We start from the raw sequence: 14,797 nt of genomic DNA on the forward strand, positions 1-14,797 counted from the left end.
TGGCAGGCACGGCGGAGCACCAAACGCGTCCGTCAACCAGCGCTCTTCCTGGAACCCCAGTGGTCAGTTCGCGCGGGCGGGAGCGCGTCGAGGCCGCGGCGGCCCTTGCCGACGTGGTCGGGGAGGCGGTACTTGCGGCCGAGGTCGAGGATGCGCTCGAAGCAGGTGCGGGCCTGCTGCCACTGCCCGAAGTGGGCGTGGGTGCGGCCGGTGAGGTCCAGCAGGTCGGCGGTACCCACGACGTCTCCGAGCTGCTCGCAGATCTCCAGCGCCTCGCCCAGCGCCGCGAAGGCCTCCTCCTGCCGCCCGAGCCCGCGCAGCGCGTCGCCGAGGTTGGCCAGCATGCAGGCGGTGTTGGCCAGGTTGCTCTCGGTGCGGGCGAGGGCGAGCGCCTGCTGGAAGCGCTGCTCCGCGCCCTGGTAGTCCTCGGCCAGCAGGAGGGCATAAGCCAAGGAGTTGAGGGCCGAGGCCCGGCCCCGGTGGTCGCCGGTGCGCTCGTAGTACTCCCAGGCCTTGCGTGCGTAGGCCAGTGACCGGTCCCGGTCGGTGGTGGCCAGGGAGAGGCTTCCCAGCACGGACGCCCCGCTCGCGCCGTCGCCGAGTTCCTCGAAGAGGACCAGTGCCGCTTCGAGCGCCGCCACCGATTCCTCGTAACGCGCCGTCAGCAGGTGGGCAGCGCCGAGGCGGCGCAGGGTCCACGCCTGACCGAGCGGGTCCGCGTGCTCGCGGGCGGTGCGCAGCGCTGTCCGCAGGCACGCCTCCCAGTCGAAGGCCCACGAGTGGGTCTGGGCGTACCCCATCAGGCCGACGGCCAGGCGCCAGGCGAGATCCGGGCGGGGGCCGTGCGCGGCACGGGCGATCGCCTCCGTGAGGACCGGCAGCTCCTGCCGGCACCAGTGCAGCGCGTCTCGGTTGTCACGGAACCGCGGCACCGGCGCCGGGCAGGGCACGCCGAGTGCGGGCGGTCGCTGGCCGCCGGTGTTCATGGCGGTGAACGCGTCCTCCAGCGCCAGCGTGTACCAGCTGATCGACCGCAGCAGGGCCGCCGCTCGGACGCCGGCCGGCTCCTCGCGCCGCACCTGCTCGGCCGCGTACTCGCCCAGCAGGTCGTGGAACCGGTACCGCATGGGCGCGGGTGTCTGCAGCAGGTGGACGTCCACCAGCGCTTCGAGCAGCTCGGCGGCCCGGTGCGCGGGACGGTCCAGCAGGGCCGCCGCCGCTTCGACCCCCAGGGTCTGCCCCGGCCACAGGCCCAGCAGCCGGAAGGCGCGCGCGGCCTCCCGCTCCGCCTCGACCTCGCTGTCGCGCATCGCGGTGTAGCTGCCGTCGAAGGTCGCCTCGACGGCGAGCTGACCTGCGGTCAGTTCCCGCATCCGGCCCGGGCCGCTGTCCAGCCGCTCGACCAGCACGCTGGGCAGCCAGGCCGGGCGGGACGCGAGCCGCGCGCCGATGATCCGCAGGGCGAGGGGAAGACCCGCGCAGGCGGCCAGGAGCCGCATGGCCCCGTCCGGGTCCTGCCGGATCCGCTCGGGGCCGCAGAGCCGGGACAGCAGGGCGCGCTGCTCCTCGACGTCGAGGCTGTCCAGGAAGAGGTGGAGCGCGCCGGGCAGGTCGGTGAGGGTGTTGCGGGTGGTCACGATCACGGCGCAGTGGCCGGTGCCGGGCAGGAACGGCAGGACCTGCGCGGCGTCGTGGGCGTTGTCGAGGAGGAGCAGCACGCGCCGCTCGGCCAGGACGCTGCGCAGCAGCGCGGCCCGGTCCTCGGGGTGTTCGGGGATGGCGGAGTTGTTCGAAGGGTCCAGGTCGGCCAGGAACCCGGCGAGGACGTCCTGCGCGGTGCGCGGTCGGCCCGCGCCGAAGCCGTGCAGGTCCACGTACAGCTGTCCGTCGGGGAAGCGGTGGCTCATGCCCTCGGCGGCCTGGACGGCCAGGGCGGTCTTGCCGACGCCGCCCATCCCGGAGACGACCGCCACGCGCGGCGCCCGGCCCTGCGCGGCCGCCTCCAGCAGCTCGGTCAGCGTGTGCAGTTCGGCTTGACGGCCGGTGAAGTCGGCGGTGGCGGCCGGAAGCTGAGCCGGGCCGCCGACGGAGGCCGCGACGGGCTGCGCGGGTGCGCCGCGTGGGTCCGGAGCTGTCCTGCCCGTAGGGGGAGCCGTCCCGGTCGGGTCCTGCCGCTTCAGCGCCGGATCGGCGTTGAGTATCTGCTGCTGCAGGGTGCGCAGGCCCTCCCCGGGGTCGATGCCCAGTTCCTGCGCCAGTCGAGCGCGCACCCGGGCGAACACCGCCAGTGCGTCGCCCGGCCGGTCGCTGCGAAAGAGCGCCAGCATCAGCCGCTCGGCCACGCCTTCACGCGTCGGGAAGGCGTCGAGGAGCGCGGTCAGCTCGGGCACCAGCTGGTGGTGCCGGCCAAGCGCCAGATCCGCGTCGGCGAGCAACTCGTGCGCCGCGAACCGCTCCTCCTCCAACCGCACCCGCACCGGGCCGGCGAAAGCCGCCTCGACACCGGTCAGCGCCTCACCACGCCACAACGCCAACCCCTCCCGCACCAGCCGCGCGGCCGACTGCGGATCACCGGCACCGAACCGGCCACGGGCTTGGCCGACGAAGCGCCGGAACACCGTCACGTCGAACGCCGACTCCCCGACCGCCAACCGGTAGGCGCCACTGCGCGAGCTCAACGGATCACCGCCGCAGGCCCCCAGGACCTTGCGCAGCTCCGACAACGCGGTGTGCACCTGACCGCGGGCACTCGCCGGCGGCCGCTCGCCCCACAGCGCGTCCACCACCTGCTCGGTGCTCACGAACCGGTTGGCATTCAGCAGCAGGTACCCGAGCAGCGCCAACCGCCGCGGCCGCCCCACCACGACCCGCTCGTCCCCCGAGCTCACCTCGAACGAACCGAGAACCCCGTAACGCATGTCCCCCGCCCTGCCCATGAGGCCCACCCCCTGAAGGAGCACCTCACGGGGCCTGCGGTGAGCCGCTCCAACGAGCGTCCAACATACCCTCACCAGCACCTGCCACCCACGGGCGCCCGCTCTTCGACGGGGTGTCGGCGGTGCGGATCACCGGCCTGAGGTGACGGCCCGTCATGCGCGAGCTGGGCCAGTTCGCCCATCAGGGTGATCATCAAATTAGATGGTACCCGGAGCGCTTTCCGTTCACTGTCGCTCTGATCTGCGCAGATCTCGCGATTGGCCGTGCACGCCCCGGATCTCTCGGTGCAAGTGCAACGTGATTCAAGATCCTCCCTTGCCTACAGTCGGGCTGTCCCTTCGAGGCTTGATCTTGGTGAGGTTACGGGTGTCCAACGAACTCGGCTCCGCAGCTGCGGTGTTGCAGGGGCTGGGTGGCTGGGTGCCGCCGCGGGTGGTGACCAACGAGGAGCTGCCCGCCTCCTGGGGTGTCGACGATGCCTGGGTGCGCCGGCGCACCGGTATCGGCACCCGGCACTGGGCCGACGCCGACACGTCGACCGGGGACGCGGCCGAGCGGGCCGCGCGCCTGGCGCTGGCGAGCGCCCGGACGCCCCGGGTGGACGCGGTCATCGTGGCCACGTCGACCCCGGACCGGCCGATGCCCGCCACGGCGCCGCAGCTCGCGTCGCGGCTGGGGCTGGAGGGGGTTGCGGCCTGGGACGTCTCGGCAGCGTGCAGCGGGTTCGTCTACGGGCTGGCCGCCGCCGCAGGCGTGATCTGCGCCGGCATCGCCGAGCGGGTGCTGCTGGTGGCCGCCGACGTCTACTCCACGCTGATCGCTCCCGAGGACCGCAGCGCGGGGGTGGTGTTCGCGGACGGGGCCGGGGCCGTGGTGCTGCGCCGGGGCCTGAGCGGGGAGCCCGGCGGTGTGCTGGGCTTCGACCTCGGTAGTGACGGGACCGGTCACCACCTGATCGAAGTGGCCGGCGGCGGCGCACTGGAGCGGGCCAGGCCCCGGGCCTACCGACCGGCCGACCGGTACTTCCGGATGGACGGTCGCGAGGTCTTCCAGCACGCGGTGACCCGGATGACCGAATCCTCGCGCCTGCTGCTGAAGAACGTCGGCTGGACCGCGGCGCACGTGGACCGGCTGGTCGCCCATCAGGCCAACGCCCGCATCCTGAGCGCCGTGGGCGAGCGCCTGGACATTCCCGCCGACCGGTGCGTCAACCACGTCGAGAGAGTCGGCAACACCGGCGCCGCCTCCATTCCGCTGGCCCTTGCCGACGCCGCCGCCCGCGAGGACCTGCGGGCCGGGCAGCGGGTGCTGATCACCGCCTTCGGGGCGGGACTCACCTGGGGCTCGGCCGCCCTGCTGTGGCCCGAGCTCGACCGCATCGCACCGGTGCACGACACCGGCACCTCCGCCGGCCGCTCGCTCTGAGCGGTCGCTCCCTCTCCGAAAGGGCACTGCCTTGTCACCTGTCCAGAGCATCCTCCGTTCCGCGCTGACCGCCAAGTTCGAGGTCCCGGGCTCCGCGATCGTCCCGGAGGCCAGCCTGGAGAGCCTGGGCCTGGACTCGCTCTCGCTGGCCGAACTCGCCCTGATCCTCCAGGAGGAACTCGGCGTCAAGGTCGAGGAGCACGAAACCGCCGGGAGCACCACCGTCGGTGAGCTCAGCCGGGTGCTCCTCGCCAAGTGCGCGACGGCGACAGCCGGGGCGCAGTAGCGGAAGCCGCGGCACGGTGACGGTCGCCGGGCGGGGGATGGCCACCCCGGCCCGGCGCCGGCCGGGCACGGCAGGGCCATCGCCGAACTGAGCCTTTGTCGGGAGGGCGCGCGCGGACCGCCGCAGGTGCACCCGAGCACGGCCGAACGGTACGTGCTGATCCAAGATAGGAACCGCCATGCCGGCTGAATACCCGTCACCCGATGCCGGGTGGCACATCTCCGCCCTACAGATCGCCAAGGACAGCCCGACCGACGGCGAGCTGGTGGGCCGGACGCGGGAGTTGAGGGCGCGAATCCTCTACGACCGGGGGCGGCGCCCCGACTTCCGCACGCCCGGCGGCCGGTACGCCGACGACCAGGAACTGGACTTCGGCGCCTGGCACTTCTTCGCCAGGCGCCGCCCGCAGGGCCAGCCCCTGGGATACGTCCGGCTCTCGACTCCCGAGACGAGCGAACTCTTCCAGAGCAGGGCCTACTTGGGAACGGAGCGCTTCGAGGACGTGCTGCGCGAGTTCGGCCTGGGCCCTGCCGAAACGTTCGAGCACAGCCGACTCGTCGTCGAGCACCACGCCCGCAAGCTGGGCCTGGGAATCCACCTGAACGCCGTTGCCATCGCGGCCGCACGGCACCTGGGCGCCAAGGCGATGATCGGGACCTCCGGCACCGCCGACGGCCAGGACCTGTTCCACGAGCGCTTCGGGTTCCGTCCGCTGCCGGGAACGCGCCGGTACGTCGAGCACTACACGGAAGACGTCGTGGCCATGCTGTACCTGGCGGCGCAGCCGGCCGGAGACTACTGCGACCTGGTCGAACGCCTGCAGGAGGAATTCCCGGCCTTCGTGGCCGCCGCCGAGCCGATGCGCGCCGAGGCGGTCCGCCTCACCCGCGAGAGGCAGGCCGCGCGCCCCACCGTCCCGGTCGGCGCCACACGTCCTGAAGGCGAAGAGCGTTGGCAACCGGTGCTGTTCGACCTGGGGCGGGAACAGGACGCGCAGGCCTTCGAGGCCCTGCTCGCATCCGGACAGGTCCGCGAGGTGCTGGACACGATCGAGGACCAGCTGACGGAACTGGTCACCAGCCGCGACCCCGCCCTGCGCGGTTCCCCGCGGGCCGTCGCGACGGCCGTCACCGAGCAACTGGCCGGCAGCGGACCGCGGGAGTACGGCATCTGGGTCTGGTACCCGTGGTCGGGCCGGGTGGTGCACCTCCTGCCCCGTGAGGAGTTCCGCCTGGTGCGCACCGACCGGAACCGGGGCCGGATCGAACGCCCGCAGCAGCGGCGGCTGTTGGAACGCCGGGTCGGCATCATCGGCCTCTCGGTCGGCAGCAGTGCCGCCCTCACCTTCGCCATGGAAGGCATCGCCGGAGCGTTCAAGCTCGCCGACTTCGACACCCTCAGCCTCTCCAACCTGAACAGACTGCGCGCCGGAGTCCACCACCTGGGGCTCAACAAGTGCGTGATCGCCGCCCGCCAGATGGCCGAGATCGACCCCTGGCTGGACATCGAGATCTACACCGGTGGTCTGACCGACGACCTGATGGAGGACTTCTTCACCGGCGGCACGGGACCGATCGACCTGCTCGTCGAGGAGTGCGACACCCCGTACGTGAAGTTCGCGGCCCGCGAGCGTGCCCGCGCCCTGCGGATCCCCGTCGTCATGGACGCCAACGACCGCGGGCTGCTGGACGTCGAGCGCTTCGACCTCGAACCCGACCGGCCCCTCCTGCACGGGCTGCTCGGCCAGGCCACTGCACGCGACCTGGCCGACCTCACCCACCAGGAAACCGTGGACACCATCCTCGCGATGGTCGGCCGCGACACCATCAGCGCCGACATGGCCGCCGCCATCCCCAGAATCGGCACCACCCTCAGCAGTTGGCCCCAACTCGCCTCCGGTGTGGCCCTGGGCGGCGCGCTCACCGCGGAGGCGGCCCGCCGCATCCTGCTGGGACTGCCCCGCCCGTCAGGACGGTTCTACGCCGACCTCGAAACCCTCACCGCCGCCGACCGGAGCACCCTGACGTGACCACCGAGGCCCACCAGCGGACCACCGCCTCCCGTACCGGAGACGGCCTGGCCGTCCCTTTCGCGATCACCGGCACCGGCATCCACATCCCTCCCGCGGTCGTGACGAACGAGGACCTCACTCGCACCACCCAGCGCAGCGGCGACTGGATCACCGCCCGCACCGGCATCCACGAGCGCCGCCGACTCGCACCGGACCTGGCCACCTCCGACATGTGCACGGCCGCCGCCCGCCCCGCCCTGGAAGCGGCCCAGGTCTCGCCGTCCGGTCTGGACGCCATCATCGTGGCCAGCTACACCAACGACCAGCCCATGCCCTCGACCTCACTGATCGTCAAAAACGCCATCGGCGCGAGCAGGGCCATGGCCCTGGACGTCTCCCAGGCAGCCTGCGCCTCCGGAATCCACGCCGTGCTCCTTGCAGCCCACCTCCTGCAGAACCCTTCCATCACCACCATCCTCGTCATCGGCGCCGACTGCGCCTCCCGTGTCACCCGCCCCGGCGACCGCACCGCCGGAGTCTTCTTCGGCGACGCAGCAGCCGCCGCCGTCCTCACCCGCACCCGGACCCCAGGCGCTGGACTGCTCGCCTACGACATCGGCTCCCAACTCTCCTACGCCGTGCAGATCCCCGCGGGCGGCTCCCGGCTGCCCACCAGCCCCGACACCCTCGCCGCCGGAACCCACTACGTCAGCATGGACGGCCCCGCCGTCTGGGAATCCGCGACCACCCGTCTGCCCGAGAGCATTGCCAACGCCACCCGCCACGCTGGCCTCGCACCCCAGGACATCGACCACTACTTCCTCCACCAGGCCAACATCAACATCCTGGACGCGGCCCGCAACCGGCTCGGCATCGCAGCCGACCGCGTCCCCATCACCCTGGACCGCCTCGGCAACACCGGCGCCGCCGGCGTCTTCACCGCCCTCCACCAGACCGCCTCCGCCGGCGGCCTGCGCCCGGGCCACACCTACGTCATGTCCGCCATCGGCGCCGGATTCCACTGGGGCACCCTGTGCCTGCGCCAAGGGTCCGACGGGTCACCGGCCTGACCGGAACCGCTGCTGCCGGGTGACGGTCGCTGCCGCGTGACCGTCACCCTCGCACCTCCTCGGGTGCGGCGGGATCCCGGCGGTGCGGTGCGGCTGCTTGCCGCGTGTGCCGGTCCGCCACGCGCGCTTCGGATGGCCGGCGCCCGGCTGTCCGCCCGGCCGACCTGGTCGCCGAGCGCGCAGGCCCCTGCGCCGCAGTGTCGTCATCGCCCGGCTGGTGACTCCGTCGGCATCGGCCGACGGATGTTCCATCAGCGTTCAACCGCGCGACCCTGAAGGCGTCCCGTCAACGCCCTACGTTCCCTGGGGGAGTGTGAGAAGGGGCTATGGGCGACGCACAACTTGCCGTACGGGCGCGTGGTTTGACGAAGTGCTTCGGTGACGTCGTGGCGCTCGACGGAGTCGGGCTGGACCTGGCCTCCGGGCGGATCCACGGGCTGGCCGGGCCGAACGGTGCCGGGAAGACGACGCTGCTCGGGCTGCTGCTCGGGCTGGCCGTCGCCGACGGCGGTGAGTTGGAGGTGCTGGGCAGACCGGTCGGACGGGCCCTGGCGGGGCCGCGGCAGGTGGCCGGGTTCGTGGACGGGCCCGGGCTCTACCCGTCGCTCACCGCTCGCAAGAACCTGGCCGCGCTCGCCGCCCTGCACGGCCGCGACCCGCGCGCCGGGCGGATCGACGAGGTGCTGGCCGAGGTCGGGCTGACGGACGTCGCCGACGACCGGGTGCGGGGATTCTCGCTGGGCATGCGGCAGCGGCTCGGGCTGGCCGTGGCGCTGCTCACCGAGCCCAGGCTGCTGGTGCTCGACGAGCCGTCCAACGGGTTGGACCCGGCCGGCAAGCAGCACGTGCACGGCGCGCTGCGGCGGCTGGCGGAGGACGGCGTGACGGTGGTGCTGTCCAGCCACCGGATGGACGACCTCGAGGCGCTCTGCTCCGACGTCACCATCCTCGCGGCCGGCCGGGTCCGCTTCTCCGGCCCGCTGGAGAAGCTGGCGGCCGACAGCCCCGAGGTCGACTACCGCCTGCTCACCTCCGATCCGCAGGCCGCGCTGACGGTGGCCGCCGAGGTCGCAGGGGTGCGGATCGTGACGGGGGCCGCGGCGCGGCGCGGGGCCGGGGCCCTGGTGGTGCGGGCGTCGGCGCCGACCGTCGAGCAGCTGGTGGGCACGCTCGTGCACGCAGGCGTGGGGGTGCGCGAAGTCGCGCCCGTGGTACCGCCGTTGGAGGCCGCATTCCTTGCCCTGACCGATCAGCAGCAGGAGGGCGAGCGATGAGCACGGCAACGGCACTGGCAGGCAGCACCGGTGCGGCGACCGAGGTGACCCCGGTGCCGGTGGGTCGGGTGTACCGCTTCGAGGTGGTCAAACTCGTCTCGCAGTGGCGGATCCGGTTGCTCGTGCTGGCCTGTTGGGTCATTCCCGGGCTGTTCGTGGCGGCGGTGGCCCAGCAGGGCACGCTGCCCGCCGACACGCTGTTCGGCCGCTGGATGCACGCCACGGGCTGGGCCGGCCCTCTGGTGCTGCTGGGCTTCTCGGGCTCCTGGGCGCTGCCGCTGCTGACCTCCGTGGTCGCGGGCGACGTGTTCGCCGGCGAGGACCGGCTCGGGACCTGGCGGCACCTGCTGGTGGCGGTCCGCTCGCCGCGGCGGCTCTTCGCGGGGAAGGCACTGGCGGGCGGGACGGTGCTGGTGCTGCTGGTGGCCGGGCTGCTGGCCTCGAGCACGGTGGGCGGGCTGGCGGCGGTCGGTAACCGGCCGCTGGTCGGCGTCGACGGCCACCTGCTGGCGCCGTCCGACGCGGCCCAGGGCGTGTTGCTCGCGTGGGCGTGCGCGTTGGCGCCCACCCTGGCGCTGGCGGCGATCGGGCTGCTCGGCTCGGTCTTGCTCGGGCGCTCGCCGATGGGGCTGCTCGTTCCCGCGCTGGCGGCGGTCGCGATGCAGGTCGCGCAGATGCTGCCGCTACCGGTGCCGCTGCGCCTCGCGCTGCCCGGCTACGCCTTTGTCTCCTGGAACGGCCTGTTCGCCGAGCCCGCGCGGCTCGACCAGCTGCTGATCGCCGTCGCGGTCAGCCTGGCCTGGGCCGTGGTGGCGACGGCCGCGGCCTGTCTGCTGTTCGTGCGGCGGGACTTCACCAACGGCAGCGAGGACGGGGTGCAGCGCCGCGCGCTCGCCTTCGGGGTGGCGCCGCTGGCCGGGCTGCTCGCGCTGTCCGTCGCTGCGGTCGCCGTGGCCGAGCCCTCGACCGGCTCGGGGATCACGCAGGCCAAGGTGGAGCGCGAGGTCTCCACCGCGTTCGGGCACCTGTACCGGCTGCAGACCGAGCAGCTGCACCGCTCCGCCGTCACCGAGGAGCAGTTGCAGGTCTCGGCCACCTGCGACCGCGGGGACGGCCATGTCGACCCGCAGGGGGCGGGCAACGACTGGCGCTGCGTCGTCACTTGGCACCTGCCCGGCGTGACCGCGCCGGGGACGGCGGTCTACCAGCTCGACGTCGCGCCGGACGGACGGCTGATGGCCGACGGGGACGGGCCGAAAGAGGTGAACGGCTACTTCCTGGTGCAGACCCCGAGCGGGGATGCGCCGAACCCGCTGTGGCAGTTCGACGGCGAGATCGGGCTGCTCGCGGCCGCGCCGGACTGATGCCCCGCCGAACCGAAGAGCACTGCACGCACTGCACGCACCGCACGCACCGCACCACCCCGACGGGTTCCGCTCACTCAACGAAGGGATGACGCCATGCAGGTGACGCGTCGTCGTGTTCAGAAGTCCCGCCCCGCCCTCCTCGGTCGGCGGATCAGCCGCCGTGCCACGCTCGCCACCGCGTGCATCACCGCGGTGGCCGTGGCCACCGGCACGGCTTTCGCGGCCACGAACCAGTTCGGCACCGACCAGGTCGGCCAGGTCACCGCCAGCGGCCAGGTTGTCTCCGGCGACCAGTACCTCGACCCGTACGGCAGCCGGCTGGTCGTCAACGACGGCAAGATCATGGCGTCCCGGGTCAGCCCGGACGGCAGCCACCTGGCCGCCTCGGTCGCCGACGGCGACGCGTCGCTGGTCGTGGTGGACCTGAAGACCGGGAAGGTGCAGCAGCGCGTCGGCACCGCGAAGGCGGACGACCTGCACCTGGCCGCCGGTTCGGTCGGCCAGGAGGCCCCGGTGTACTCGCCGGACGGTTCGCAGCTGTGGCTGGGCCAGCTCGACGGCTACACCCGGTTCACCGTGAACCCCGACGGCTCGCTGGCCAACCCGGTGACGGTGTCGATCCCGGCGGACGGGGCCAAGCACGCCCTCGCCTCGGGCGCGGTGTTCTCCGCCGACGGCGCGACGGTGTACGCGGCGGTCAACGGGCAGAACCGGGTGGTCGCGATCAACGCGTCGACCGGTGCCGTCGAGCACAGCTGGACGGTGGGCAACGCGCCGCGCGGCATCGCACGGGTCGGCCAGAAGCTGTACGTCAGCAACGAGGGCGGTCGCCCGGCCACCGAGGACGACGACACACTCAACTCCTACGGCACCCAGGTGCCGGCCGACCTGGACACCGGCGCCACGACCACGGGCACCGTGAGCGTGATCGACCTGGCGAACACCTCCGCCGCCGTCCGGTCCATCGACGTCGGCCTGCACCCGACGACCCTGTACGTCAAGAACGACGTCCTGTTCGTCACCGACACCGGTACGGACGAGGTGTCGGTGGTCGACACCAGGCGGGACAAGGTCGTGCAGACCATCTCCACCAAGCCGTGGCCCGAGGCCTCGGTCGGGTACGAGCCCACCGCGGTGACGCTCACCGAGGACGGCCGCCTGCTGATCACCCTCGGCCGCGCCAACGCGGTGGCGGTCTACCGCTACACCGGCGCCCAGGAGCCGGTCGGCTACGTCGGCCTGCTGCCCACCGACTACTTCCCGACGGACATCGCCACCGTCGGCTCAAAGGTGGTCGTCTCCAACACCCGTGGCATCGACGCCCGGCGGCCGAACGCCACCGGCGCGCACAACACCCACGACACCACGTCGAGCCTCACGCAGTTCACGCTGCCGAGCGACCGGGAGATCCGCGACCAGACCGCCAAGGTCTTCCGGCAGAACGGCTGGACCAACGGTTCGGTCCGCACCGCCCAGGGGCACAAGGCCAAGGCGGTGCCGGTGCCGGCCCGGATCGGCGACCCTTCGACGATCAAGCACGTCTTCCTGATCGTCAAGGAGAACCGGACCTACGACCAGCTGTTCGGCGACATGGCGAAGGGCAACGGCGATCCGGCGCTGACCCAGTTCGGCGCGAACGTGACGCCGAACCAGCACGCACTGGCCGAGCAGTTCGGGCTCTACGACAACACCTACGACATCGGCACGAACTCCGCCGAGGGCCACAACTGGCTGATGCAGGCCGACGACCCGGAGTACACCGAGTCCTCGGCGGGCGAGTACCAGCGCAGCTACGACACCGAGGACGACGCCCTGGGCCACCAGCGCTCGGGCTTCCTGTGGACCGGCGCGCAGGCGGCCGGCCAGGACGTGCGCGACTTCGGCGAGTTCCACCAGTTCCTCACCAAGCCCGCCGCGGCGAGCTGGCAGAACCTGTACTGCGACGCGAAGACCATGGACGCGACCGGGCAGGACACCGCCTACCCCCTGAACTCCTCGTCGCCGATCCCCTCGCTGAACGACGTGTCGGTGCCCGGCTTCCCCAAGTTCGACCTCGACGTGCCGGACCAGTACCGGTACCAGATATGGAAGCAGGACTTCGAGCAGAACGGCCCGGCGAACCTCAACATGCTGTGGCTGTCCAGCGACCACACCGGCGGTCCGGCGAGCCCGGCCGCGCAGGTCGCCGACAACGACCTCGCAACCGGCAAGATCGTCGACGAGATCTCGCACAGCGAGTACTGGAAGGACTCCGCGATCTTCGTGGTCGAGGACGACTCCCAGGCCGGCCTCGACCACGTGGACGGCCACCGCGCCCCGGTCCAGGTGATCAGCCCCTGGGCGCAGCACGGGACCGTCGACAGCCACTACTACTCGCAGATCACGATGGTGCGCACCATCGAGCAGATCCTCGGGATCCAGCCGATGAACCAGAAGGACAGCGCGGCCAGCCCGATGACCGCCGCCTTCACCGACAAGCCGGACTACACGCCGTTCACCGCGGTACCCAACCGGACCTCGCTGACCGACGGACTCAAGACGCTGCCCTCGTGCGGCGCGGACGTGCCCGGCACGGTGCCGAACTCCCGTACGGCGGCAGCTCCGGCGGCTCCCGCTCCGACGACGGGTCAGGCTCCGACGACTGGCCAGGCTCCGACGACGGTCGCGCCGCCGGCGGCGCAGCAGGCCGTCGCGGCCCAGTGGGACGCCTGGAAGGCGAAGCAGCGGCTCACCGGCCCGAACGCGCAGCCGGACTTCGCGAACCCGGCCCAGATGAACCACCTGGTCTGGTACCAGACGCACAACTGGACCACCCCGTACCCGGGCGAGAGCGAGATCCACGCCCCGAACGACGTCCCCGGCGCGTACCTCCCGTCCACCGAGAACGACGGCTGACGCCTCGTCGCAAGCCCGGCGGCCCCGCGCGCACCGTTCCGGTGGGCGCGGGGCCGCCGGGCCTCCATGGAACGACGCCGGGACCACCGCCGGGAGACGGGCCTCGAGCGCTTCGAGGCGAGTGAGGGACGTGGAGAGCCCCGGCGGAAATGGGTTGGCGATCGGGCGGGTTCTCGGAGATGCTCCGCGCGATGAGCGACGAGGCGACGGACGAGTGGGCATACGCGCCGGTCGGCTCGCTGGAGGGGCTGCTGCAACGAGGCCGGGGTCTCGGCGCGGTGTCGGCGACCGGCGATCCGACGGCCGGCAGGTTGGTTGACGACTGCGTCCGGCGGGACTGCCGCTGGGACTCGCAGGTGGACGAGCGTCATCTCTATCTGGCGAGGTTGATCCGGGACCTGGAGCTGTCGCTGGAGCCGCTCTTCGCCTTGCTGGCGGGGGACGAGGACGACTGCGAGCGGGCGACGCGAGTGCTGGAACTGCTCGCGCTGTCCGGGTCGGTGGAGGCGCGTCAGGTCCTGAGGTCCTACGTCTGCGAGGGCGAGCACTGGGTGGACGTGCTCGAGTCGGTGGCGGACTGCTGGCCGGTCGAGTGGTGGGACGATCTGGCCGGCGTCGCGCGGTCGCGTCCGACGGGGGACGAGTCGTTGCTGTGGCGCTCCGAGCCGTGGGTGCGCTGGCAGCTCGGACCGGGGAGCGCCGTGCCGTGTGGCGATCGTCCTGGCGTCGGGGTCGAGCCGGGACTGAGTACTCGCCAACTGCTCGAGGTGCTCGCCGATCCCGGTGCGGCTGACCGCGCGAAGGTCAGGGCCCTGCACTCCCTGGCTGGGCGCCCGCCGGAGCCGGGGCTTATCCCCATGGTGCCGTCACTGCTCACAGCGGACGGGGAGCGTCCACTGCCGTTGCTGTCGCGTGCGGTCGGTCCACTCGGTGCCCTTGCCGTACCGGCCGCGCGCGAGTGGGTGACGGACACGAGGCGCTGGCTGTCCTGGACCGGGATGAGGGTACTGGCCGAGCACGGTGAGGCACAGGACCTCCCCATCCTGATCGGGGAGCTCAGTGCGCATTGGGAGGCGCATGACTGGTGCGGTCCCGACCGGCGGGCGGCCGGTGTGGCGCGTTTCGGCCCCGGGCTGCCGAGGCGGTGCCGTTGCTGCGGCCTGAACCTGGTCCATGACATGAAAAAGCGGGCCGTGACCGTTGAGTCACGACCCGCGCATTTCATGTACGTATCGAAGTGTCCGAGGACCGAGTTGAACCATACGCACATGCCGGTGTGGCATGGGGTGATCGAGATGGCGTGATGAACCGCTGCGGATTCTTCGGAGACTCTAGATTGTGGCTGTGACCTGTGGTTTTGGCTGTTGGTTGTAGTACTTGGCTTCGTACTCGGCGGGTGGGGTGTGGCCGAGTTCACTGTGGAGCCGGGTGGAGTTGAACCAGTCGACGTACTCGGCGGTGGCGATCTCGACGTCGGTCAGGGTGCGCCAGGGTCCTTGGCGCTTGATGAGCTCGGTCTTGTAGAGGCCGAT

The 14,797-nt window shown here is 72.0% G+C and carries 10 protein-coding genes; 8 read left to right on the top strand and 2 right to left on the bottom strand.

Annotation, left to right across the window (positions count from 1 at the left end):
- Nucleotides 1-32 precede the first annotated feature (32 nt).
- Nucleotides 33-2,918 carry an AfsR/SARP family transcriptional regulator gene (locus C7C46_RS31815; RefSeq protein ID WP_181442648.1) on the bottom strand — a complete coding sequence of 962 codons (2,886 nt, stop codon included), beginning with the start codon at nucleotides 2,916-2,918 and terminating at the stop codon, nucleotides 33-35.
- A 385-nt stretch (nucleotides 2,919-3,303) separates the two neighbouring features.
- On the opposite strand from C7C46_RS31815, the gene C7C46_RS31820 reads away from it, so the two are divergent.
- The 8 genes from C7C46_RS31820 to C7C46_RS31855 all read left to right on the top strand — a co-directional run bounded on the left by C7C46_RS31820 (nucleotide 3,304) and on the right by C7C46_RS31855 (nucleotide 14,569).
- Complete coding sequence (locus tag C7C46_RS31820; protein ID WP_245985260.1) at nucleotides 3,304-4,362, top strand: beta-ketoacyl-ACP synthase 3; 1,059 nt, start codon at nucleotides 3,304-3,306, stop codon at nucleotides 4,360-4,362.
- Between the two features lie 31 nt (nucleotides 4,363-4,393).
- Nucleotides 4,394-4,648, top strand: coding sequence for an acyl carrier protein (locus tag C7C46_RS31825; protein WP_110673389.1), 255 nt, complete (start codon nucleotides 4,394-4,396; stop codon nucleotides 4,646-4,648).
- Nucleotides 4,649-4,826: 178 nt separating this feature from the next.
- A complete protein-coding gene (locus tag C7C46_RS36990; protein ID WP_110673390.1) occupies nucleotides 4,827-6,677 on the top strand; it encodes a ThiF family adenylyltransferase in 1,851 nt (616 codons plus the stop codon).
- Nucleotides 6,674-7,729, top strand: coding sequence for a 3-oxoacyl-ACP synthase III family protein (locus C7C46_RS31835; protein ID WP_110673391.1), 1,056 nt, complete (start codon nucleotides 6,674-6,676; stop codon nucleotides 7,727-7,729). Before C7C46_RS36990 ends, C7C46_RS31835 begins: the two co-directional genes overlap by 4 nt.
- A 326-nt stretch (nucleotides 7,730-8,055) precedes the next feature.
- The gene (locus C7C46_RS31840) at nucleotides 8,056-9,003 is read left to right on the top strand and encodes an ABC transporter ATP-binding protein (protein ID WP_110673392.1); all 948 of its coding nucleotides are present in this window, start codon (nucleotides 8,056-8,058) and stop codon (nucleotides 9,001-9,003) included.
- The gene (locus C7C46_RS31845) at nucleotides 9,000-10,367 is read left to right on the top strand and encodes an ABC transporter permease (RefSeq protein WP_110673393.1); all 1,368 of its coding nucleotides are present in this window, start codon (nucleotides 9,000-9,002) and stop codon (nucleotides 10,365-10,367) included. Before C7C46_RS31840 ends, C7C46_RS31845 begins: the two co-directional genes overlap by 4 nt.
- Before the next feature lie 96 nt (nucleotides 10,368-10,463).
- Nucleotides 10,464-13,265, top strand: coding sequence for a bifunctional YncE family protein/alkaline phosphatase family protein (locus tag C7C46_RS31850; protein ID WP_110673394.1), 2,802 nt, complete (start codon nucleotides 10,464-10,466; stop codon nucleotides 13,263-13,265).
- Nucleotides 13,266-13,456: 191 nt separating this feature from the next.
- Complete coding sequence (locus tag C7C46_RS31855; protein ID WP_146259300.1) at nucleotides 13,457-14,569, top strand: hypothetical protein; 1,113 nt, start codon at nucleotides 13,457-13,459, stop codon at nucleotides 14,567-14,569.
- 27 nt (nucleotides 14,570-14,596) lie between these two features.
- Here C7C46_RS31855 and C7C46_RS31860 read toward each other — a convergent pair.
- On the bottom strand, nucleotides 14,597-14,797 hold a 201-nt coding region (locus C7C46_RS31860; RefSeq protein WP_181442649.1), incomplete at its 5' end, for an IS3 family transposase.

The sequence above is a fragment of the Streptomyces tateyamensis genome, assembly GCF_003205575.1.
GTDB classification, from domain to species: domain Bacteria; phylum Actinomycetota; class Actinomycetes; order Streptomycetales; family Streptomycetaceae; genus Kitasatospora; species Kitasatospora tateyamensis.

Coding starts and splice junctions, on each gene's coding strand:
- C7C46_RS36990 (WP_110673390.1), top strand. CDS start 4,827: ATGCCGGCTGAATACCCGTCACCCGATGCCGGGTGGCACATCTCCGCC.
- C7C46_RS31850 (WP_110673394.1), top strand. CDS start 10,464: ATGCAGGTGACGCGTCGTCGTGTTCAGAAGTCCCGCCCCGCCCTCCTC.
- C7C46_RS31855 (WP_146259300.1), top strand. CDS start 13,457: ATGAGCGACGAGGCGACGGACGAGTGGGCATACGCGCCGGTCGGCTCG.
- C7C46_RS31840 (WP_110673392.1), top strand. CDS start 8,056: ATGGGCGACGCACAACTTGCCGTACGGGCGCGTGGTTTGACGAAGTGC.
- C7C46_RS31815 (WP_181442648.1), bottom strand. CDS start 2,918: ATGCGTTACGGGGTTCTCGGTTCGTTCGAGGTGAGCTCGGGGGACGAG.
- C7C46_RS31845 (WP_110673393.1), top strand. CDS start 9,000: ATGAGCACGGCAACGGCACTGGCAGGCAGCACCGGTGCGGCGACCGAG.